This is a genomic window from Microbacterium terregens, from assembly GCF_039534975.1.
Lineage (GTDB): Bacteria > Actinomycetota > Actinomycetes > Actinomycetales > Microbacteriaceae > Microbacterium > Microbacterium terregens.
This window is the reverse complement of record NZ_BAAAWH010000001.1, coordinates 2,290,612-2,312,250: the sequence shown is the minus strand read 5'-3', so window position 1 is coordinate 2,312,250 and position 21,639 is coordinate 2,290,612. Positions and strand designations below refer to the sequence as shown.

Below are 21,639 nucleotides of genomic sequence, written 5' to 3'. Positions count from 1 at the left end.
GCATGGCATACTTATACGGTTGTCCTGTGCGGCCCCATCGTATAGAGGCCTAGTACGCCGCCCTCTCACGGCGGTAACGCGGGTTCGAATCCCGCTGGGGTCACCAACGAAAACCCCCGGTCATCCGGGGGTTTTCGTCATTTCTGGAGGAGGTCATCGTGGCTGATTATTCGATCTGCCCACAGTTTGCCCACGGATACTAGAGGCGTTACTTGCAGATGGTCGGCTTGAAACGCCGATTCGGGCGCGCTTTTGCAGGCTTTTGACCATCACTCCGTCTCGCCTTCAGATGGCGCGAGGCACGGCGATCGCACGCTGTCGGGCCCTGCTCGCCGGGGCGATGAGGCCCAAAGCGAGGTTCGTCTAGTCGCTCTCGGACACAGCGTAGAATTCGCCGACAGCCGTCAGGAGTGCAGCCGCGTTGAGCGAGATCGCGACGGCATCGAGATCCTCCTCGAACAGGTCCGCGTACACGTCGAGAGTAACGCTGGCCTTGGCATGGCCGAGCATTCGCTGCACCGCTTTGACGTTTGCACCCGCGGAGATCGCCAGAGACGCCGCCGTGTGGCGCAACTCGTGCGGGGTCAGACCCGTCAACCCGATACTGACGGCCGCCTCGTTGAACCAGCCGAGCCGAAAGACAGCGTTGCGCAACCACGTCCCTGTCCGCTGGCCGTAGAACACCGGTGAGTTGGGGGACCGGCCGGCGATCTGACGAGCGAGGTGCGGGCGGAGGAAAGCAGGAATGGGAATCGACCGGTGTTCGTAGTCCTTCGGCGCTTCTTGCCGCTGGTGGCCCTTCACCATGACGACCGTGACTTCGATGTTGAGTCGGCTGCGTTCCAGGTCGACGTCCTTCACGCGGAGCCCGGATGCCTCGCCCCAGCGGAGCCCGCAATACGCCAGCACGAGCACGAGGATGTCGTAGCCCAACTGCGCGCCGTTCGGTTGTCGGCCGACCGCTTGAGCAAGCGCTCCGACCTCGGCATGGCTGAGGTACCGCTTGCGCTTCTGTACCGTCCTTGCGAGTCGCAGCGTCGCGGCGGGGTTATGAGAGAGACGACCATCCTCCACAGCGAGCTGAAGAGCGCCAGAGAGGACGAGGACGATCTTTCGCACGGTGGCTGGTTCACCGGGAAGCTTCGACGCCCATTGCTGGACCCCCAGTCGGGTCAGGTCGCCTAGCGGCAGGGGGCCCAGCTTCGGATTCACATGCTTGGTGACGATCCCCTCGATGCGATCGCGGGTGGTCGCGCGCACGTCGGTTCGCGACGAGAGCCAGATGTCCATCCACTGCTCGATCGTGACGCGCGCCCTGCTCGGATCGATGTACCCGCCGCGAGCCTTGTCCAATTCAACTGAGGCCAGAAAAAGCTCTGCCTCACGCTTCGTTCGGAAGCCGCGCTTGTCCGTTTGCGTCTGGTCCGGCTTGCGGTATCGCACTCGGTACCGGCGCCCCTGCGCCGAATCGTATGGGGAGATGCTGCCCATGCTCGGGAGTGTAGACCGGGCGCGCGACATCGCCGCAGTTCTAGATGGACTGCATCGGGGGTTTGCCAGTGGGTGCCCGCAGGTGAGATCCGTGGGATTCCGCGGTATTTCCGCTGTTGTGGGACTGGCCTGAGGGGCGTGCGCGAAGGATTCTGCGGACTTTTTGCGGCCTGGACGCGGACTCGCATTCGCAGTGCCGCGCCGTCTTGGCTGATTTCGCCGGCGCCATTCGAGGGTACCCACTTGCCCCGCTTCCGTGCCCGCGCTTTCGCGGCATAGCGCCGACGCTGCGCGCCGACGTATTCCACGACGCGAGCACTCACGCGTGCCGAGCGGGTTGATGGGCAAGGGCGGCCGGCTCGGGGCAGACTGCCGAGCTGGGGTAGTCCACGGTGACGCGCCAAGGCTCTTCCACCCTCACTCATCTTCGCGACTCGAACTTCGTCCCAAGCCTTGTTGCCAACGGCCGACTCGCCGTGCCGTCCGGAAGCAACACTGTCTCGTATGCCATGGGTTTTGAGACGCCGAGGCTACGAGACACGTCCGGCGCCTGCCCGAGCGGGCCAACTGACGATCAGCACAAAGAAACCCGCGCAAGGCCAGCCCGCGCACGATAATCCGCATGATCCGCAAGCGGATCCACAAGTGCGACCCTCGGCGTCGAGTCGCGGTCAGCGCTGCTCAGGCGTGTCGGTGGTGAACGATTGGTCGAGGTAGATCAGCTCGTCCCTTGGCAGCACGGCAGTGACGACGACGTCTTCGCTGAGCGGGAAGCCGATTGCGTAGACGGAGGGGTCGGTGTCAATCTCCACCGCGTCGATCTCGGCGCCGTCGAGCCGTGCGGTTGCCCCTGCGCGTACGGCGGATGTGGTGATCATCCAGTCACTGCTGGTGTCGTGGGGTCCGGGCGCCAAACCGAGCTGCTCGCGGTACCGATTGCGAAGGACGTGGTTGGCGTGGTCCACGAGCTGCTGCGCGAGCGTGGCGCGCTCAGATGCGTCGCGGTTCCAGCTGGTGCGGACCGCTTCCCATAGCATCGGGTACCTCATCAGCTGCGCCGCTTCGATCAGCCAGGCCGGCCGCGGCCACGGCGGCTCGGTGTCAAGTGACGCACGGGTGCGCTCGTCGAGGTCAGCGAGATTCACGGGGTCGGAATGGTCCTCCGGGTTGCGCCAGAGCGTGTAATTCCGGGATACCGCGACAGAGGTGCGGCCGGAGGTGCCACTGGTCTCCTGGAACCCAAACCCACTGGGATCGGCAATCGAAGGCTGGGGGACGAGACCGACAACCGGGAAAGGAAGGGCGCGTACGCGCGCTACTGACTCGACACGCGGATCCGGGGCATCTTCTGGCACCACTCCAGCGAACTGCATATCTCGAGACTCTCACGCTGGCTACAAAGAGAGTAGAGATCTGCTCACGCTCCGGGGCACGACGACTCAGCCTGGCCGCCCGCATATGGATCCTCCAGTGGTCTCGCAGCTCGGCTGTTTCGTATGCCATGGGATACAAGGCACCGAGGTTACGAGACACGTCCGCCGGCTGCCGGAGCAAGCCAATTGACGATAAGCACAAGGAATCCGCGCAAGGCCAGCCCGCGCATGATAATCCGCGATCCCGCAAGCGGATCGTTGAGCGGGGCACGGGATCAGCTCAGGAATTCTGGCCACACTTCCGCGACCCCGTCCAGCTCCGCTTGGATGTAGGCGCGGTGCTTACTTCTTTGAGTGAGTGGACGGAGCCCTCTGCGCGTGCTGGCGCATATCGGTTAAGACCCGAACGATCCCGGCAGCGCCGATAAGAACGGTCGCACCAATCACGAGCGGGCTGCGAGCCCCATGCAGGAAGAGCTGTACGAAGTCAGCGGGAAGTGGTGCGGCAAAAAGGTTCGCGTTCGAACCCAGTATGAGACCCATCACGACAAGGATCACCATTGCTGATGACGCGACAATCGGCGAGCCTGCGCGTAGACCGACCACGATCCCGAGGGCGCAGCAGATCGCGGCGGTGAGCAGCAATGACCAGAGGTAGTCCAGGGGAGCAAGTCTCGCCACCCAAAAAGCAGACGCAAGGCTCAGCCCGTAGAAGGCTACAAGTCCAATTGGGATCCCAACGGCGAAGTCTGATCGCGTCATTTGTTCAGTCTCAGGAGTATCCGAGTTCAGTACCGGCACGACAAGTTGGCGGTTGGTCCTGTTACCGAACCACCAGTACCCCAGGCTGCGATTCCCTTATAGGGCGTGCTCGCGGTGGAGTTACAGGGTCCCGAGGTCCCTGAACCGAAGGTGGAACCGTTGTTTACGGCACTCCATGAATTGCTGCTGATCATGTACCAACCGTCATAAAGCCCGAGCGTGATGGTGTCGCCACGGCTGCATCCCGATGAGATTGTAGCCCAGGCGGACACTCGCGACTGGGGGTAGCTTGTCTTATAGGGCGTGTCCACTGTAAGTGACTTGGTGCAGGAAAGGGCCACCCTGCTCGCAGGGTCCGTCGAGTCCGTGCTCACTTCGGTCACGGCATCCGTATAGACGATTTGGACAGTTTCGCCCGGCTCCGGGATGACTGGGAAATCGTTCCCTTCGGTGATCCGGACTTCGGTCCCTGCAGTGGACCACTCATAAGCCACAGGCGCATCATCGGACGGGGCGTGGAACCGGCTGATCGATGTAAATGATGCGGTCAGGCTCATCGTCAGGCGTGTTGTAGTCGGTCCCCGGTGTTGCGTACGCAGAGGTGGCGGCCGTCGAGGTCAGCAAGAACAGTGCTACGCCGACAGCTATTGCTGCGCGCTTGGCGGTTTTCTTCATTGAATTCCCTCTTCTCTTGAACAGATTGTGGCGAGGGCAGGACACTCAACTTTGAGTGATCCTGCCAAAATTGCAGGTACCAACGAGGCGCGATGTCTGTTCCCCTTTGGGGGCCAGACAGACCGGTGATGTTGTACAAATCTCGGCCAGGTCGTGCTTTCATCCTGACTATCGGCTGCGGGGACAGATCCTGACAGAATGTCGCGAAGTCATATCGCGTTCCGATGTGAGATGCCTAGAGGCACAGTCGCTGCCGACGACTGACAGATTTTTATTGTCAGGATCTGGCTGTGGCTCCGATAGACATGGCGAGACACCCGAACTTGGTTAGGAACCCTTACACGCGTGGATGGTCAGCCGGATTCGTTCGACGAGGTCTTCTCGGCGAACTACGCGCTGATCGTCCGGTATGCGGAACGCCGTCTGCCGACTACTTCTCTCGCGGAGGACGTCGCTGCGGAAACCTTCGCGGCGGCATGGATCCGGTGGTCTGTCGGGGAGGGTGTGGAGTTGCCGTGGTTGTACCGTGTGGCCGCGAACAAAGTCGTGGACCACTACAGGTCCAGCTCACGACGACAGGCGATCGAGGAAGCTTTGGCACGAGCGGCTGGGGAGGCGCACGGTGAGCTGGATTGGCTGGACAGGATCGCGTTGCAACGGGCGCTTCTGAAGCTTGCCGCGCGCGACCGGGAAGTGATCATGCTGACGTATTGGGAGGGACTCTCCGCGTCAGATATCGCTGTCGTCATTGACGCTTCGGTCGCTTCTGTTTGGGCGACCCTCAGCAGGGCGCGTAAGAAGCTACGAGCCGCACTCGAGGATTCAGCAGACCACCCGATCGCTCGGAAAGGGGGTATTGATGGACATCAACGATGATCCGCTGGCTCCCCTGATGTCGAGCATCGACCCTGCCCGCACGCCGTCAGGCGCGGACCTGACGCCACCTCAACGTGCTCTTCTCGAGCGCATCAAGACCGGGGACGATCACGTCAGCCCAAACCGGATCGGGGGCCGGAAGTGGTGGGGCGCGGGGGTCGCCTCTGCCGTCATCGCCGCGTGCGTCGTGATGGCATTCGTGATCGTCCCCAACCTCTTCAGCCCCTCGCGCGCGACCGCGATGACTCCACCACCCCTCGAATACTCCCCGCTCTCCCAGACAGCCGAGCAGGTTCTCGACATGGCAATCACACGACTCTCCGGTTCGGCCGGACTCGACTCACCACGTCGATCCGCTGACTACACCGGCTGGTACCTCCAAGTTGACAATCTCCCGAAAGGAGACACTCGCGTGGCGATCAGCCCGCAAGTCACAAACCTGACCTGGTGGGAAGATCGATCCGGTCAACTCACGGTCGTTACCGGTGAGCCTTACTGGGCCGATGAGGCGATGGGCACCGTCCCCGCATCCGCAGCGCCGCCCCCAGGCGAAGTACTCACCGACGTCACGTTCGCGGCCGGGGAATTCGACGTCCCTAATGCCGAGCTCCCCGGCCCCTCATCCGCCGAGCTTTTCAACTATCTGACCGACATCGGGCTGGCGCCGGATGCTGACGCATTCACGCTGATAGAGACGTACAAACGTCTTCTCACTTTATGGACGCTCACCAACGACCAGCACGCAGCCCTCCTGGGAATGATCCTCAAGCGCAATGACGTCGAGATTCTGGGAGGGACGACAGACCGCCTTGGTCGTGACGTTGTCGGCGTGGCCGCGGAAGCCGCCGCAGGATCAGGTCTGCAAGCCACCCTGCTCATCTCCTCGACCACCGGTCGCATCGTCGGAATCGAGACCAACCGCCTCACACCGCTCGACGGTGTTCCCGCAGGATCCGTCGTGTCATACACCGTCTGGAAGGACAGCATCGAATGAAGAAGCTCACCATGCTCGCCGTCGGCGTAGTATCAGCCGCGGTGGTGTTCTCTGCGCCAGCGGCGCACGCCAGAGAGATCACCCCCGACCATGAGATCGCGTACGCGCTGGAACAGGTGCCCGACGGGTACGCGACCAGTGAGCACACCGCTTCCTGGCCCAGGATAGGCATGGAAATGGTCTCCAGCCTCGCAATCACATCTTTCGCGGTGGGTTCCTGCGCCACCGGTGCCATCTGCGCGTACAGCGGGTACTCGCTCACGGGATCCAAACTGTCCTGGTCATCATGTTCGACCTACTCCACCGCCGCGCTACCCTCTGTCGGGTCGATCGCGAACGCACGGTCCTCCGGCACTTTACGAGCGCGCAACGGCACAACGGTCGTCGCAACCGCCGGCGCGGGCGGGCAGGCAAACGTGTGGTCAGCGGTCACCAACGTGCAATGCAGTTAGCTTCGGCGGCGAGTGCTACACGGCACGGGGCTCAGCCGCCGCGGCCCCGTGATGATGGATCTCTACGCCGGCGAGCATCCAATTAGCCCCGAGGAAGCGATCCGACAGCAAGACCATCCATCCAAAAGGCAAGATCGAAGCCGACTGGATTTGGTTGGACGTCAGCAGCCGCCGTGGGCAGGACTTCTGTGCCTTCCACAAACGCGACAGCCTCGTGGTCTTCGACACCCGCGGCACGCTCATCATCAAGTCCCTCTGGCCAGCGAGCAGCGTCCGATACGTGGCAACCGCAAACCCTGCGAGATCACCCGAGTGTCACTAATGTCCTGAGACATCACAAATCGGGCTCCGCTCGTCAACCAGAGCCAGACCGCGGGAATGATCGCGGAGGTCACCGTTGATCTGGTGGGACGGATCGGCGCGGCGGTGCTCGCCGATCTGATGCCCGCCCGGCGGGTCCGCACCCGCCGCCGAGTGGTCAAACGCGCGATCTCGAAGTACCGCGCGAAGGGCCGCGACATCGACCGCCGTACCTATCCCGCGACACTCCACACCAGAATCTTGACACCAGACCCCGACGACTAACCGAATGGCATTGCGGCTAACGGGTTGATGGCTTCAGTTGGATGTGAAGCCGACCAGTAGTCCGCCGGTCACTTTCACGGCGAGGTTGTAGATGCCGGCTATGACGGCGCCGAGCACGGTGATGGCGACGAGGTTGAGGATCGCGAGGGTCGCGGAGAAGGCGAGTACCTGCGAGAGGCTGACGAGTTGTGAGATCAGGATGCTGCCGTCCGAGAAGCTCGCTGAGAATTCGTCCGCTTGCGCGATGAGGCCTGTCGAACGTACGACGAGATAGATCATCACCAGAGTCACGACGGTGATCACGGCGATTGCGATCGCGGCGAGAAATGCCAGCTTCACGGCTGACCAGAAGTGGACGCGGCCGAACGCAGCCGGATCGGGGACGTCCTAAACGCTGCGCTGCCACCCCGGACAACTCCAGCAGGGGAGTAGCTGACCGCTCCAGCGTTCGTCGCGGGGGAGCTCCCCTCACGGCGAAAGAGCACACCCACTGAGGACGCCGCTTCGCGGCGCAGGACTTATCTGTTTCGGGCCTTCCTGGCCGTTCACCGTAGTTCCCGCCGGCCGCGCCGCGCCCTCCGATCGCTATTTGCAGACTCCGCCCTAGTGACGGAGTGCGAGGCATGTGGCTGGACCTCTTCAGCCTGGCGCGCTGTGGTCATTAAGGACCAGCAGCAAAGGATCCTCCGTCGCGCCGCTGATCGGTAACGCCGTACCCGTATTGCTGGCCGGGCTCGCGGCCGTCTGCCGGCCGCGCCACGCGAGTCTCGTAATTCTCTGGCTCGGGGCGAAACTTTCGCTTTATCCTCAGCCAGAGCGATTTCTCCTTGTCCATATCGCCACCCCTCGGTCCTTCGCCTCAGGCTACCTCGGGTTCGGAACGCGGGTCCAGCCCTGAAACTGCCGCTGTATCGTCTTCCACCCGGGTGCAATTCTGGTCTTTACTGAGCAATGCGTACGGCGCTGCTACAGCTTTTCCACCACGTAAGGTCGCCCGAGTAGCGTATTCCACCCCACGCCATGTTGAGCCCGGTGTTGTACCCATGCGTGCCCGGAGTGCTCATGACTGCCTTCGGTGAACCATGCCAGTTTGACGAGGTGGTGCCCCAGAAGATGTAAGCCGGTGCGGTTATATTCGTGTAAGTAAAATTCATGACTACTACTTGACCAACCGGACAAACCATTTGTCCGGTTGGGAAGCTACTTTCAGCATGTGCCGCAGTCGGCGCTAGAGCAACAACAGCCGCTAGACCGAAAACTGTTGCTGCACCAGCGATAATCTTTCGAAATGATTTTGGCATTTCAGTTCTCCTCGTCGTGAACTTGAACTCGAATTTGACTCGGATTTGATCCTTTGGAATGAAGTTCAAGGGCATGGACTGCATAACTCTCATCGATGTTGTGAGGTTCTTGGAACCCTCAACTGACCAAATCGCGGAACGATTACGTGAGCCAGATCACAAGTGCTCTTGCTCTTGCAGACAAGGCATGGACGAATCGGCGACGCGAAGTTCAGCACTTGCCGCAGGTGGGCTGTCCCCCATTCTGCCTACAGACATTCGACAACCTGCATGCGAGCATCGGCATTATGCGCGTACATGCGGTTGATGACGAGGAAGCGGCCGCCTTTTCTCTCGCCCAGTGGCTTCGGGGGGTTCGTGATCGCCGAGGGATGTCGCAGGAATCGGTGGCACACTCGGCGGATCTGGCTGTATCCACATACAGCAGACTCGAGCGAAGCACCCTCAGCAAGAAAACGGCCAACCCAACATTGGCAACGTTCGTGCGCTCTGTGTGGCGCTGGGAGTAACAGTTGATGAGCTGGGGGAATTGGCCGATCCTTGCGCGACCTCGCCGAGCGGGCCAACTCCTCTGCGGGACTGACCTTGGACGTGTCCGCCGGCCTACAAGCCGACCTGGACAACCTGCCCACCCTGGTCCCCACACACGCCACCTAGACGGTCAGGGATGCCGAGACAACAGAAGGTCGCCATCGTGATGTGGACTGCGGCGTTCGGGATACTCGCCGCCGCAGGCGTCGCGGTGGTCCACCAGGCATAGGTCGGCCCCGACGTCTCAGCCTCGAAGACTCGACTGCGACCCTCACCGGGATCTGGAACGTCCAAGATCCCGACCGGAGCGACACACCCGGTGTGACGCTCGCAAGCGGGGCGGTCATCGCGCGGCTGGTCTCCTGATCGAAGCGCCGCAGGGTCTTCATCGCTCTGATGCCCCGATAGTTGTGGAGATCGGCGATTCTTGGCGGCGTTCTGTGATAGCTCCACGTCGCTAGTTTCCCGTCATCGTCGTAATCACCGTGCTCGCTCTGTCAGCGTCAGCCGCACCCTCCAGGGCAACCTAAACACGTCCCGTGCTCCCAAAACCGCAGCCCCTCAGCGACAGAAAGCCGAGGGACCACTTGGTGCGATCAGTGCCAACAGAACTGCGAATCAGCGCCGATCATAGGCGATCGCTGCCAGATTTCCAGAGATCTAGTCATTTCTCCTCATGCTGGTTCGTCCCGTGTGCGGGTGGGTTGTTGAACTTCACAAAACTGCCTAGCCGAGGTTGCCGTTCGCGCGCGGGACCCCAAGCCTTGAGAGTAGTAAAGCCCTGCAAGAGTCGTAGGAAAGACGGTGACAGTTCAGTATCAACTTGCTAGATCATTCAAATGCGCAGCGGCCCGAGCAGCGGCCCGAGCTTGCGTAGCGCATCTCAACCCCCCGTGAGATTTGAAAGTGTATAGATGAAGATTCAAAGAAGAATCCGCCGAGCAGCTGCCAGCACTCTGGCAGCCCTTACTGTTGTGGCGTCGGCCTTGGTTGCGGCGCCGCCCGCCAGCGCGGCGAATGGGGGTCCCTGTGATTTCGCCGTACTCATCGGCGTTCGCGGCTTCACAGCCCCGGGTGGAACCGGTACGTCAGCCGGGGGATACGGCTGGACGGCGGGCGGGTACGGAGATGTCCCCCAAGCGGTAGTAAACAAGTACAACGAAGAGTTCAGCTGGCCCACCTACGAAATCAGCCTGAACTACGACGCCGGCGGCGTGACTCCCTCTCACGTGTGGAACGGCGCTCAGAATCTCGCGAACGAGATCAACTGGTATGCGAACAACTGCACATACGGTCCGGCCATTCTTCTTACGGACCATTCTCTCGGCGCGGCCGTAATTGTCAACTTGTTGGTGAACGCCGACGACTACCTCACTGCGAAGGCTCGCAGCATGGTTCGCAGCGTTCAGCTGTACGGGAACCCTCTCTTCTACGCCCCTGGGAGATCTTGGAGTTCGGGCACATACTCAGGCCAGGGGATCATCTCGGCTCTCTCATCAGCGGCCTCGAACGAGGCGGCAACCGCGAGTATCAATTCGATGTTCGGAACAGAGTTCATCGAAGACAACTGCTACGCCCAGGACGGATACTGCCAAGCGGGCAAAGCTCTCGATGGCGCCGCTCACAACTCATACACGGGTGGCGCAGCCACCCTCGGAGGATACAGCTTGGGGGAAAGGCTGATTATCTGGAGTCGTGGTGCGGAAGATGACGGGGAAGCACCCGAGTACTCGCTTCCTGCCCCAGGCTCAGGTGAACTGCCCAACCTCGCGTTCATCACGCCCAGCAATGCGGACGAGTACGCCGTAGAAATCGAAGAGATGACACAGCTTCTCGAGGATGAGTTGCAGTAGATGCTCGTGGCAGAACCCGTGAACGGCCGATGGCAGCGCTTCGGGTACGTACTCGGAGCGCTGCCGGGCGTCATTCTCCACCTGCTCGGATCGGCCGTAGCGTGGACCTTTGTCCAGCTGAATGGGCTCATGGTGGCAGGGTGCGGAACAGACCGGCCATGCAACTTTACCGTCACTGATATAGCGGTGAACGGCATTCAACCCGTGCTCATCGTCACGTGGGCGGTCACAACCGCTCTTGCGTTCGCTCGGCCACTTGCGTGGGGGCGTAACCCTTGGCCAGTGCTCGGCGTTGGCGTCGCCGTCTCTGCTCTGATCACCGTAGCGGCCTACGTGACACTCAGAATCGGCGCAGGAGTTCTCTGACCCTCGCAAGGGTAGCCTCCTGGCGCGGAGCGCTGCGGAACGGTGGGCGTTACCATCCGGACCGAGCCTTCGTGCGAACGCGGCCGCTGGAACCAACCGGTTGCAGGGCCTCACGATTCAAGACCCACCTCTGTGGCGGCGCCGGACGCCAATCAGCAAGCCGGGGAGTAGACATCGCCCTGTGTGAAAGCGGTGGCGTCCCGCTGGTTGCCGCGCATGAGCGGATCTCTCGTGACCGTGGGTCGACCAAGGGCGGGGCCGAGATCGGACATGGTCTGTCTGCGCCATGGCCCCGTGCGGCGTGCTCCGGCAAAAGCCGACGACTGCTCTTGCCGCTAGGTTTCCGCATGGATGGGATCGAGTCCGATGTCTCGGATAAGTACAGCTTTCTGAGACAGCACACCGATGCCCGAGGGAAGGGTCGATGTCACCCGGGCGCCAGAGTGCAAAGTGTCTCAAGAACTTGTCTTACCGTAAATCGTCTCGGTGGGGTGTTGGCAGAGGCTTTTTGAGTCAGACTGTCGGATGTGAGGCATCTTGGGTACACACGGGTGAGCACCTCGAGTCAGGATGCGCAGCTGCAACTCGACGCTCTCGTCGCGGCAGGCGTCCAGACGCGCGACGTGTTCGCCGACGTCACGTCCGGGAGTAAGACTGCGGTCGAACGCCCAGGCATGAGGAAGCTCCTCGAGTACGCGGAGCCCGGTGACACCGTTGTGGTGTGGCGCGTGGATCGATTGGGTCGATCACTGATCGACGTTCTCCATACCGTGAACCTGCTGCGCGAACGTGGCGTGCATGTCCGCTCCATCTCGGATGGCATTGACCCGGCGACATCCACCGGGCGGTTGATGCTGAATATGCTCGCCACCCTGGCCGAGTACGAGCGCGAGCTGATCGTGGAGCGAGTCAACGCCGGCATCGCCGCGGCGAGACAGAACGGGACCCGTTTCGGCCGTCCGTTGTCTGATCCGGCCGTGATCGCCGAGAAGCTTGCGATCGCGGCGGACGCCCGCGCGAAGGGTCGGACCGCCGAAGCCGCGGCACGCCTCGTGGGCTGGAGTCGCGCAACGCTGTACCGCCATCAGCAGGCGCACGCGACCGGCGAGAGCCCCACGATGTAGCTGCGTCATGGACGGCGATCAGCGGTGGCAGGTCCTTCGATTGCACGTCGAGGATCAGGTCCCGCTCGCGGCCCTCGCCCGCGAAACCGGGATCGCCGCGCGCACGCTGCAGCGTTGGCACCGGCTCTACCGGGACGGTGGAATCAAGGCGCTTGACCCGCACCCGCGGGCCGACAGCGGAACACGACGCACCGAGCCTGAGACCGTGGCATTCGTCGAGCGACTCGCGTTGACGAAGCCTCGCCCGAGCCTCGCAACGCTGCACCGGCTCACCCGGGCGGAGACGAAACAGCGGGGCGCGGCACCGCCAAGCTATTCGACCGTCCGGGAGATCGTGCAGGCACTGGACCCGGCCCTCGTCACGCTCGCGTTGGAAGGGCCGGCTTCGTATCGGGATCGGCACGAACTCGTGTTCCGGCGACGCGCCGACCGCCCCAACCAGATCTGGCAGGCCGACCACACCGAACTCGACATCCTCATTGTCGGCGGCGACGGAAAACCGGACCGGCCCTGGCTGACCACCGTGATCGACGACCACGCCCGCGCCATCTGCGGCTACACCGTATTTTCTGGCGCGCCGTCCGCACTGAACACGGCGCTCGCACTGCGGCAGGCGATCTGGCGCAAGACCGATCCGGCGTGGGCAATGTGCGGCATCCCCGACATCCTGTACATCGACCACGGCTCCGACTTCACCAGCCACCACCTCGAGCGGACCGCCGTCGAACTGCACATCCGCATCATCCACTCAACCATCGGCCGGCCCCAAGGGCGCGGGAAGGTCGAGCGGTTCTTCGGCACCATCAATACCGAACTGCTCGCCACCCTCCCCGGTCACATCGGCCCGGGCAGCCGGAAGCCACAGCCCGTGCTCGATCTTCCCGCGCTTGACCGCAAAATCGGCGACTTCATCGGCACATACAACGATCGGCCGCACAGCGAGATCGGTACCTCCCCGCGGGACGCATGGGTCGCCGACGGCTGGCTTCTCCGGATGCCCGACAGCCTCGAACAGCTCGACGGGCTCCTGCTCACCGTCCCCAAGCACCGCACCGTTCAGCGCGACGGCATCCACTTCCAAGGCCAGCGATACCTCGCACCCACCCTTGCCCCATTCGTCGGACACACCATCACAATCCGCTATGACCCGCGCGACGTCTCCGAGATCCGGGTCTACGACCATGACACCTTCATCTGCGTCGCCGTCGACGAAGCACACCCCAACCTCCGGCTCAGCCTCCGCGACATCGAAGCCGCCCGCCGCGCGCGTCGCCGAGAGCTGCGCCGCGCCATCAACGACCGCGTCCCGACCGTCGCCGCCCGCGCGGAGCCCCGCGACGTGGCGCCGCCGCGGCGCCGCCCGCGGCTGCGGACCTACGAAGAGGATGAGTGATGACCAAGGACTTCATCGTCACCAAGGAACACCGCCGGTTCGCTGAGTTCGCTACCGCGGTGCGCAAAGAACAGACGATCGGCATCTGCCATGGCGACGCCGGGGTCGGCAAGACCCAGTCGGCACGCAGATACGCCCACTGGGACACCCTCGGCCCCTTCATCGCCGAGTGGGGTCCGCGCACCGAAGACGACGCCACCCACTACGCGGCCGCGAACCGGTCCCGCACGGTGTTCTACACCCCTGAAGTGCTTCCCAGACACAAAGACCTCATGCGGGAGATCGAGCACCTTCGGATGAGGCTCGGGATATGCGTCGACGAACACCAGCGCAACATCGGCAAGGTCACCGGTTCCCGCGCCGTCGACATGACCAGGTGGATCGAGCTGCTGATCATCGACGAAGCCGAACGCCTCACCCCCACTGCTCTCGAACTCCTCCGCGATCAGCACGACCGCCACCAACTCGCGATCATCCTGATCGGCATGCCGGGCATCGACCAGCGATTCCGGCACTACCCACAGCTCTACAGCCGACTCGGATTCTCGCACCGCTACCGGGCACTCGGCCGGGAAGAACTGCTGTTCGTCCTGGACCGGCACTGGAAACGCCTCGGCCGCATCCTCGACCCCGACGACTTCACCGACGCGCAAGCCATCGCCGCGATCGAACGCATCACCCGCGGCAACTTCCGGCTCCTCGAACGACTCTTCCCCCAGATCGCCCGAGTGCTAAGAATCAACCAGCTCGAAACCATCACAGACGACGTCATCGAAGCAGCCGCGAGCATCCTCGTCATCGGAGACTAGCGACAGCGAGCGATCACAGAACGCCGACACAAAGCACCAAACTCCACACCCGATAGTCCGCCCGCTGAACCTGACCGCGCGGTCGCCTTATCTGCGACATCGTAGACGTCTCGAAACCCTAGAGATACGAGGCGTCTCACGTCTGTTCGGTTGTCGAGCCGCTACGTAGCCGGGTCGAGGCTCTAGTCGATTCTCACAACTATGTCTCGTAACCCATCAGCCAGATTCGCGTACGCATCGTTAGTTATGCGACACCCATTCGGACATCGTGCCGCGGCGGCACTTCGGATCGCCACGCGCGGCCGGCGGACAGTTTTGCGAGCAGCCGGAGACCTCAAGGGGCACCTCCGAGAGTCCTCGCATTAGCCGACGACGGCGACGCGACTCAGACCCTTCGCCGTCGTCCGAGCTCCCACCTGCCAACGACGAGATGAAAGCAATGCACGCAGGCACCCAACGAAGTGGGTGTCTGATCGGCGACCTTGAGGCGCATTCCGATGCATGTACCAGCAACGGGTAAAAAGTCCTGGCCAAATGGCAAATCCGGTCCTACTCTGGCTGCATGCGAGGTGGCCTTGAGCGGTGGAAGAGGGGTGTCGAATCCCGTGGGGTGCGGCACGCGATTGCTTACGCCCTGGAGGGCACATGTGACGCTCACCTCCGGCACTCGTCCGGTGCTGATGCGCTTGAAGTGTACGGTCTGGAATCTGGCTCGACGGTCGCGCGATTCATCGTCGACCTTGGCCGCATCTCCACCGACGAGCTATCGCCTGGCGGCCTGCGTGTGTGGCTCACGGGCCATGACCCGGTCAGTGGTGAGGAGCGGGGTCGGCTACGGCTGACCGCCGACGCCGACCTCGTGCTGGACGGCACGCTCAATCACCCGAAGTCGTACAGCATTGCCGCGTTGCTGCATCCCGAACTCGCGGCCGAGTTCGAGGCGTTGCAGGATCGGTTGCGGGATCAGATCCTGCTCACGTGGCAGCGGGAGCTTAACGCGCGGCGGGGGCACGGTGGGCTGATCCGTGAGGACATCACCCTGATCGAGGTCGTGGAGCTGCAGCATCGTCGCTCGCGGGCGCTGGACCCGCACGCTCACCGTCACATGTGGTTGAACGTCAAGGTCCTCGGTGAGGACGGTAAGTGGTCGAACGTGGACTCGCGCGTCGCAATGAAGCTGCACACGGTGATCAATGCCGAAGGCGATCTCGCTGCTCGCACCGACCCGCAGTGGATGGCCGCCCTCGCGCGCCATGGATTCACTCTCGATGACGACGGGGAGGTGGCGCAGCTCGCCGGAGCAGTACGGCCCTTCTCGCGACGGTCGGCGCAGATCGAGCGGAACCGAGCGAGGTTGGCTGCCGAGTGGACGGTCGAGCACAATGGTGCGAGCCCCAGCATCCGCGTCGTGACGCAGATCGACCGTCGCGCATGGGCGATGTCGCGCCCGAACAAGCCGGCCCACCTGGACGAGCAGTCCTGGGAAGAGGCCGTCCGCGACGAGCTCGAGAGTATCGATCCTGGGCTCACCGGCTATCGGTCCCCGGTCGTCCACGTCGCGACACCTGTGGAGGCTCTGGACCTGGATCTGCTGTCGGATGCCGCGGTCGTCGATGCGGACACGCGGTCCACCCGTTCCGGGGGTCGGTTCGGCTCGTTCGATCTGCGCGCCGGCGCCATGCGCGCTCTCTCGCGCAGCGGCGTGATCGCGCCGCGCGACGCGCTCACCGCGACGATCGATGAGATCACCGATCGAGCGCATCGCAAGTGCGTGCATCTGGTGGCAGATGCCAGCATTCCCGGTCATGTGAAGGGGTTCATGGCGACCGATACGATGCGCTTGAAAGTCCGCCTCGCAGGGCGCCTCGATGCTCTCGCCTCGCCCGGCCGCGCACTCCTGCCGAGCGAGCTACGTCGAGCGGCAGTAGCCATCGAGGACATCGAGACCCTGGATGCTTCGCAACTCGCCGCGGCGGGTGCGATCGCGGGGACGGGTGGGCTCGTGGCGATCACCGGCCCGGCCGGCGCAGGGAAGACCACCATGTTGCGCGTCGCACACGCGGGACTGGTAGGACAAGGGCGACGGATGCTGGTGGTAGCGCCGACCCGGAAGGCCGCCTCGGTCGCGTCTCGCGAGGTCGGTGCCGCGGCGTCGAGCCTGCACGCGCTGCTGGCGGACCACGGGTACCGGTGGGCCACCGACCCGGCCGGAGCGCAAGTGTGGACGCGTCTGTCGCGCGGCGAGGCGGATCCGACGACGGGGATCGTTTACGACGGCCCGGCCAAGTTCGTCCTCCGGCGGGGCGATCGGATCGTCGTGGACGAGGCCGGCATGGTCGACCTCCAGACCGCGGTCGCGCTTGTCGATCTCACTCTCGAGCACGGCGTCGGCGTCGCGATGGTAGGGGACCCGCACCAGGCTCTCCCGGTCGGGCACGCAGGGGCGATGGCAACGGCGGTCCGCTACGCGACAGCATCCGTCGAACTCGACACCGTGCACCGGTTCAGCGATCCCGAGTACGCCGCGCTCACGCTGCGCCTCCGCAACCCCCGCGACCTCGACGACGCCCTGGACGTCGCGGGCGAGCTGCTCGAACACGGGCACGTGCAACGGGTCGCCAGCACAGAGGAAGCGCGCGACGCAATGGTCGCCGCCTACTTCGATTTGCACGCAAGCGGCAAACGAGTTGCACTGGTCGCCGGTACCAATGATGAGGCGGACGCGATCAACGACGCCGTCCAGCAACGACGCGTCGATGACGGCGAGCTGGACCCCACGACTCTCGCGCTGGGAATGGGGGAGCAGCGCATCCTCGTCGGCGACAGAGTGCAGACCCGCCGCAACGATCCGCGCACCGGAGTCGAGAACCGTGCGCAATGGGTGGTGCGCAACATCTGGGACGAGAGCATTGACCTCACCTCGGTCAGTGACAGCGGTGAGATCCGTCGCGTCAGCCGCGACTACGCGCTCGACCATCTGCAACTGGCCTACGCGTCGACCGTGCACGGCATTCAAGGGGAGACCACGGATGCCGCCGTGGTGGGATCGGACGTCGACGCGGCCGGCCTCTACGTTGGACTGACCCGTGGCCGGCACCAGAACGTGGCCATCACGATCGCGCGTACCGACCAGGATGCGATCGGCAACATCGGCGCGACGATGATGCGCGGAACGACGGAGCTGACGATCCAGGACGCGATGCGCGCGGCGGACGCCGAGCTGCGGCGAGCCGCACGCTCGCGGGCGCTTCAGGCGACCGGACCTTGGGTCGCCCCGCACTCATCGGCCTCGCGCGGCGGGCTGTCGCTCTGATCGAGGCGGTGATGCGGAGTATCCCGTCGGGCGGCCCGGCGGGGCCTCATGAGGCCGGGAGCGCTGAGAACCAGTGCGGATGCGTCGGGCTCCGCGAGCGACCGCGTACGACGTGACTATTGGCTCAGCCGATCCGCCCGGAGTACTTTCGATGCGCTGCCTGTCGCGACGTCCCGAGGACGTGTTGCCGATGGCCGCTCGCGCGTCAACCAAACGATGACATCCCGAGGTCCAGATGGTCTTGGCGCGCCGCACCGTCAGTGATCAGGTTTCGACTCCGAACACGCGCAGCAGTGCGGCTCGGGGGATCATCCGCCGCGGCCCCAGTTCGACCGACGGAATCGTCCCGTTCTCCATGCCCAACTTGATCGTGCGGTAGTCGACGCCGACGAGCTTTGCGGCATCCTTCATCGTCAGAGCCAGACAGTCCGATGAGCGATTCATAGCCTTTCCTCACACTTGAGCCAACAGCGTCAGTCTCCCTTCGATGCAAAGTACCACAGGTGTGAGCCAAGATCGACAGTCATCTTCGTAAAATCTCCGGCGGAGTGGAATAGTGGGTGCTATGGCGGAGCTGCAGACGTACGACATCAGCGACGAGCGCATCGATCTCGGGAGCGGAGTGAGCGTGCCGAGATCGTGGCACGCGCGGGTATCGGGTGAGCAGGATGTGCCCGGCACGATCACGGTACGCGTGGAGTGGGATGCCGCGCTCGGTCGCTCCGCCGTCGCGTTCGCCGCCCTCGAGCGCGAGGGGGGAGGAGTCGACATCACGAGCCAGGTGCTGCGCGAAGTTCGCACGCACTGGATCATGACGAACTCAGCACTCGATGTCGTCACGGTCGATGTGGGTGAGAGCCAACCCATCGGAGCCCGGGTGTTCCTCGCTCGCCAGCTTGCTCGAGAAGGACGTGAGCAAAGAGACTCCATCCTCGACGCGATCGCGATCTACCGTGTCGCAACGGCTCTCAGCTACCCACCGCTCAAGCTCGTCTCCGACACTCTGAAGATCAGTCAGAGCACTGCGACCCGCTTCATGAGTCGCGCGCGCGATGTCGGTCTCGCGCCGGAGGTCCGAATTCAGGAGCCCCGGCGAGCACCAGCCGTCGACCCGTACTTCCCCGGGTTCGGACCGTACGACCCCAGCCGGCCGCACACCGGACCCTCCAGACCCAGCGGGCCATCAATCGGCCGATGATTCCAGGTGGCGCGCTCCTCGAGGGTGACGTCCCCTGGAGTGGTGTAGTTCTCGGCGGTGGTGTCGACGTCGTAGACGTTGGTGAGCCATCGTGCGATGGTCAGTGAGAACCGATCAAAGTCACTCACAGAAAGACACAACGCACGATGGCTCTAGACCAGTCTGCCCTCCTCGAGCTCCTCGGGGAACTGAAACTCACCGACGTCACCGACCGGATCCGGACAGCGACCGAGACGCTCTACCAGGAGCTGATCGACGCGGAAGCGGCCGCGTTCATCGGCGCCGCCCCGTACGAGCGGTCCGGCGCACGGGTCGCTCAACGCAACGGCACCCGACCCCGACCGTTGCTCACCACCGCCGGTGAACTCGATCTGCGGATCCCGAAGCTGCGGGCGGGGACCTTCTTCCCGTCACTGCTGGAACGCCGCCGACGGGTCGATCAAGCCTTGTTCGCGGTCGTGATGGAGGCGTACGTCCACGGCGTGAGCACCCGCAAGGTCGACGACCTGGTCAAAGCGCTGGGCGCCGACACGGGGATCTCGAAGTCGGAGGTGTCGCGGATCTGCGCGAACCTCGACGAGGACGTCGCCGCGTTCCGGGACCGGCCGCTCGCGGACACCGGCTACCCGTACGTGTTCCTCGACGCGACCTACTGCAAGGCCCGCGTCGGCCGGCGGGTCGTCTCCCAAGCGGTCGTCGTCGCGGTCGGCGTCGCCGCGGACGGGCGTCGGGAAGTGCTCGGTTTCGAGGTCGGCGACACCGAGTCGCAGCCGTTCTGGACCACGTTCCTGCGCTCGTTGAAAGCGCGCGGGCTGGACGGGGTGAAGCTGGTCATCTCCGATGCTCACACCGGCCTGATCGCCGCGATCGAGACCGTATTCCAAGGCTCCAGCTGGCAGCGATGCCGGGTTCACTTCATGCGCAACGTGCTCGCCAACGTGCAGAAGACCGCCGGACCGATGGTCGCATCGATCATCCGCACGATCTTCGCGCAACCCGACAAGAAGCACGTCCACGCCCAGTTCGACGAAGTCGTGCGGATGCTCGGCCGCTCCCACCCGAAGGTCGCCGAGATGCTCGAAGACGCCCGCGACGACCTCCTCGCGTTCGCGGCGTTCCCCTACGCGCACTGGCGGCAGATCTGGTCCACCAATCCGCTGGAGCGGGTGAACAAGGAGATCAAGCGTCGCACCGACGTCGTCGGCACGTTCCCCAACCCGGCCGCGCTGCTGCGCCTGGCAGGGCACGTCCTGATCGAACAGCACGACGAATGGGACGGCGCCGACCGCCGCTACTTCAGCGAGCACTCCATGAAGCTCCTCGACGTCACCGAAGAGGAGGTCGCAATCCCAGAACTCGCTGCGGCATAATCACAACAGCTGAACTCGCACGGTGTCGAGAAACTCCACCACTCAGAGGGACGCCACCCTCCTCGAGCGTCGTGTGACATCCCAGAGGTCACCGAGATGGGGCGGTAATTTACCGTTTGCCCACATTTTGCCCACATTCCAAAACGACAGGCGTCGATACGTAGGTGCAAAGAACCGCTAAAGACAAGGATTCTCGGCCGCAAGAACCTGCCGATTTGGCCCGAAAACGCCCTCTCACGGCGGTAACGCGGGTTCGAATCCCGCTGGGGTCACCAACGCGAAATCCCGGTCTTCGGACCGGGATTTTCGCTTTTCTCCAACCACGACCTTGAGGAGAAGCATGCCGCGCACGATCGTCATCACCGGAGCGAGCGACGGCATCGGCGCGGCCTCGGCCCGGCAATTGCGGGATGCCGGGGAGGAAGTCGTCATCGTCGGTCGCGACCCGCAGAAGACGGCTGCCGTCGCGGGGGCTCTGGGCGTCGCATCGTTCGTCGCCGACTACAGCGACCTCTCCCAAGTGCGCCGGCTGGCGGAATCCCTGCTCGAGGCGTATCCGCGCATCGACGTCTTGGCCAACAACGCCGGGAGCGTGTTCGGGAAGCGGGCGACCACGGTCGACGGATACGAGTTGACCTTCCAGGTCAACCACCTGGGCGGATTCCTGCTGACCTCGCTCCTGAGAGACCGGCTCGTCGAAAGCCGCGCCACGGTCATCCAGACCGCGAGCGAGGCTGCGCGCCGCTTCGCGCGGTTCGACATCGACGACCTGCAGGGCGTCCGGACGTATTCCGCAGCTGCGGCGTACGGCAACGCCAAACTCGAGAACATCCTGTTCACGAAGGAGCTGAATCGTCGTTTCGGGCACGCCGGTCTGAGCGCGGTCGCCTTTCATCCGGGCGCGATCGCCAGCGGTTTCGCCGCGGGCACCCGGGGTTCGTGGCACTTCATGTACACCAACCCGCTCATGAAGAGGCTTCTGGACTCCGTCGAGGTGGGCGGCTCGCGGTTGACGTGGCTCGCTCTCGGCACACCCGGCCTGGACTGGGTGCCCGGCTGAGTATTCGGACGTTTGAGGGCCAGTGATTATTGCGGTTCGGGGCCAGGGGATATTGCAGTTCAGGGCCAGGCGATATTGCCGGTGAGCGCCAGCCGAGGTGACGGGCGCTCACC

Annotated in this window: 17 protein-coding genes, 1 tRNA gene and 1 pseudogene; 14 read left to right on the top strand and 5 right to left on the bottom strand. The window is 63.6% G+C overall.

Annotated features, from left to right (window positions below):
* Nucleotides 1-30 precede the first annotated feature (30 nt).
* Nucleotides 31-106 (top strand) — tRNA-Glu (locus ABD655_RS10650).
* A 257-nt stretch (nt 107-363) separates the two neighbouring features.
* Here the strand turns inward: ABD655_RS10650 and ABD655_RS10645 are convergent.
* The 3 genes from ABD655_RS10645 to ABD655_RS10635 all read right to left on the bottom strand — a co-directional run bounded on the left by ABD655_RS10645 (nt 364) and on the right by ABD655_RS10635 (nt 3,626).
* Nucleotides 364-1,491, bottom strand: coding sequence for a tyrosine-type recombinase/integrase (locus ABD655_RS10645; RefSeq protein ID WP_344713834.1), 1,128 nt, complete (start codon nt 1,489-1,491; stop codon nt 364-366).
* A gap of 671 nt (nt 1,492-2,162) precedes the next feature.
* Nucleotides 2,163-2,636: a hypothetical protein gene (locus ABD655_RS10640; protein ID WP_344713832.1), complete on the bottom strand. Its 474-nt coding sequence runs from the start codon at nt 2,634-2,636 to the stop codon at nt 2,163-2,165.
* A gap of 570 nt (nt 2,637-3,206) precedes the next feature.
* On the bottom strand, nt 3,207-3,626 hold the full coding sequence (locus ABD655_RS10635) for a hypothetical protein (protein ID WP_344713830.1): 420 nt from the start codon (nt 3,624-3,626) through the stop codon (nt 3,207-3,209).
* 1,020 nt (nt 3,627-4,646) lie between these two features.
* On the opposite strand from ABD655_RS10635, the gene ABD655_RS10630 reads away from it, so the two are divergent.
* The 4 genes from ABD655_RS10630 to ABD655_RS10615 all read left to right on the top strand — a co-directional run bounded on the left by ABD655_RS10630 (nt 4,647) and on the right by ABD655_RS10615 (nt 7,208).
* Nucleotides 4,647-5,177: an RNA polymerase sigma factor gene (locus ABD655_RS10630; protein WP_344713828.1), complete on the top strand. Its 531-nt coding sequence runs from the start codon at nt 4,647-4,649 to the stop codon at nt 5,175-5,177.
* Nucleotides 5,161-6,171 carry a hypothetical protein gene (locus tag ABD655_RS10625; RefSeq protein ID WP_344713825.1) on the top strand — a complete coding sequence of 337 codons (1,011 nt, stop codon included), beginning with the start codon at nt 5,161-5,163 and terminating at the stop codon, nt 6,169-6,171. The genes ABD655_RS10630 and ABD655_RS10625 overlap by 17 nt, the downstream gene beginning before the upstream one ends.
* A complete protein-coding gene (locus tag ABD655_RS10620) occupies nt 6,168-6,623 on the top strand; it encodes a hypothetical protein (protein WP_344713823.1) in 456 nt (151 codons plus the stop codon). The genes ABD655_RS10625 and ABD655_RS10620 overlap by 4 nt, the downstream gene beginning before the upstream one ends.
* Before the next feature lie 378 nt (nt 6,624-7,001).
* Nucleotides 7,002-7,208 (top strand): hypothetical protein, encoded by a 207-nt coding sequence (locus ABD655_RS10615; protein ID WP_344713822.1) that lies wholly within the window; start codon nt 7,002-7,004, stop codon nt 7,206-7,208.
* Between the two features lie 33 nt (nt 7,209-7,241).
* Here the strand turns inward: ABD655_RS10615 and ABD655_RS10610 are convergent.
* Nucleotides 7,242-7,559, bottom strand: a pseudogene (locus ABD655_RS10610) (DUF3566 domain-containing protein); the annotation flags it as partial.
* A gap of 1,237 nt (nt 7,560-8,796) precedes the next feature.
* On the opposite strand from ABD655_RS10610, the gene ABD655_RS16980 reads away from it, so the two are divergent.
* The 6 genes from ABD655_RS16980 (at nt 8,797) to ABD655_RS10585 (ending at nt 17,898) form a co-directional block, all read left to right on the top strand.
* Nucleotides 8,797-9,018: a helix-turn-helix domain-containing protein gene (locus tag ABD655_RS16980; RefSeq protein WP_378721203.1), complete on the top strand. Its 222-nt coding sequence runs from the start codon at nt 8,797-8,799 to the stop codon at nt 9,016-9,018.
* Nucleotides 9,019-9,954: 936 nt separating this feature from the next.
* On the top strand, nt 9,955-10,893 hold the full coding sequence (locus ABD655_RS10605) for a cutinase family protein (protein WP_344713819.1): 939 nt from the start codon (nt 9,955-9,957) through the stop codon (nt 10,891-10,893).
* A gap of 893 nt (nt 10,894-11,786) precedes the next feature.
* Nucleotides 11,787-12,383, top strand: a complete 597-nt coding sequence (locus tag ABD655_RS10600; protein ID WP_344713817.1) for a recombinase family protein — start codon at nt 11,787-11,789, stop codon at nt 12,381-12,383.
* Between the two features lie 7 nt (nt 12,384-12,390).
* A complete protein-coding gene (locus ABD655_RS10595) occupies nt 12,391-13,776 on the top strand; it encodes a Mu transposase C-terminal domain-containing protein (RefSeq protein ID WP_344713815.1) in 1,386 nt (461 codons plus the stop codon).
* Nucleotides 13,776-14,585 (top strand): AAA family ATPase, encoded by an 810-nt coding sequence (locus tag ABD655_RS10590; RefSeq protein ID WP_344713813.1) that lies wholly within the window; start codon nt 13,776-13,778, stop codon nt 14,583-14,585. The genes ABD655_RS10595 and ABD655_RS10590 overlap by 1 nt, the downstream gene beginning before the upstream one ends.
* A gap of 691 nt (nt 14,586-15,276) precedes the next feature.
* Nucleotides 15,277-17,898: an AAA family ATPase gene (locus tag ABD655_RS10585; RefSeq protein ID WP_344713811.1), complete on the top strand. Its 2,622-nt coding sequence runs from the start codon at nt 15,277-15,279 to the stop codon at nt 17,896-17,898.
* A 264-nt stretch (nt 17,899-18,162) separates the two neighbouring features.
* On the opposite strand, the gene ABD655_RS10580 is transcribed toward ABD655_RS10585, so the two are convergent.
* A complete protein-coding gene (locus ABD655_RS10580) occupies nt 18,163-18,342 on the bottom strand; it encodes a helix-turn-helix domain-containing protein (protein ID WP_344713810.1) in 180 nt (59 codons plus the stop codon).
* A gap of 121 nt (nt 18,343-18,463) precedes the next feature.
* On the opposite strand from ABD655_RS10580, the gene ABD655_RS10575 reads away from it, so the two are divergent.
* The 3 genes from ABD655_RS10575 to ABD655_RS10565 all read left to right on the top strand — a co-directional run bounded on the left by ABD655_RS10575 (nt 18,464) and on the right by ABD655_RS10565 (nt 21,526).
* The gene (locus tag ABD655_RS10575; protein WP_344713808.1) at nt 18,464-19,096 is read left to right on the top strand and encodes a hypothetical protein; all 633 of its coding nucleotides are present in this window, start codon (nt 18,464-18,466) and stop codon (nt 19,094-19,096) included.
* A 146-nt stretch (nt 19,097-19,242) separates the two neighbouring features.
* Entirely contained in the window at nt 19,243-20,466 is a 1,224-nt protein-coding gene (locus ABD655_RS10570; protein ID WP_344713540.1) for an IS256 family transposase, read from the top strand.
* Nucleotides 20,467-20,806: 340 nt separating this feature from the next.
* A complete protein-coding gene (locus ABD655_RS10565) occupies nt 20,807-21,526 on the top strand; it encodes an SDR family NAD(P)-dependent oxidoreductase (protein WP_344713806.1) in 720 nt (239 codons plus the stop codon).
* The last annotated feature ends 113 nt before the right edge of the window (nt 21,527-21,639 follow it).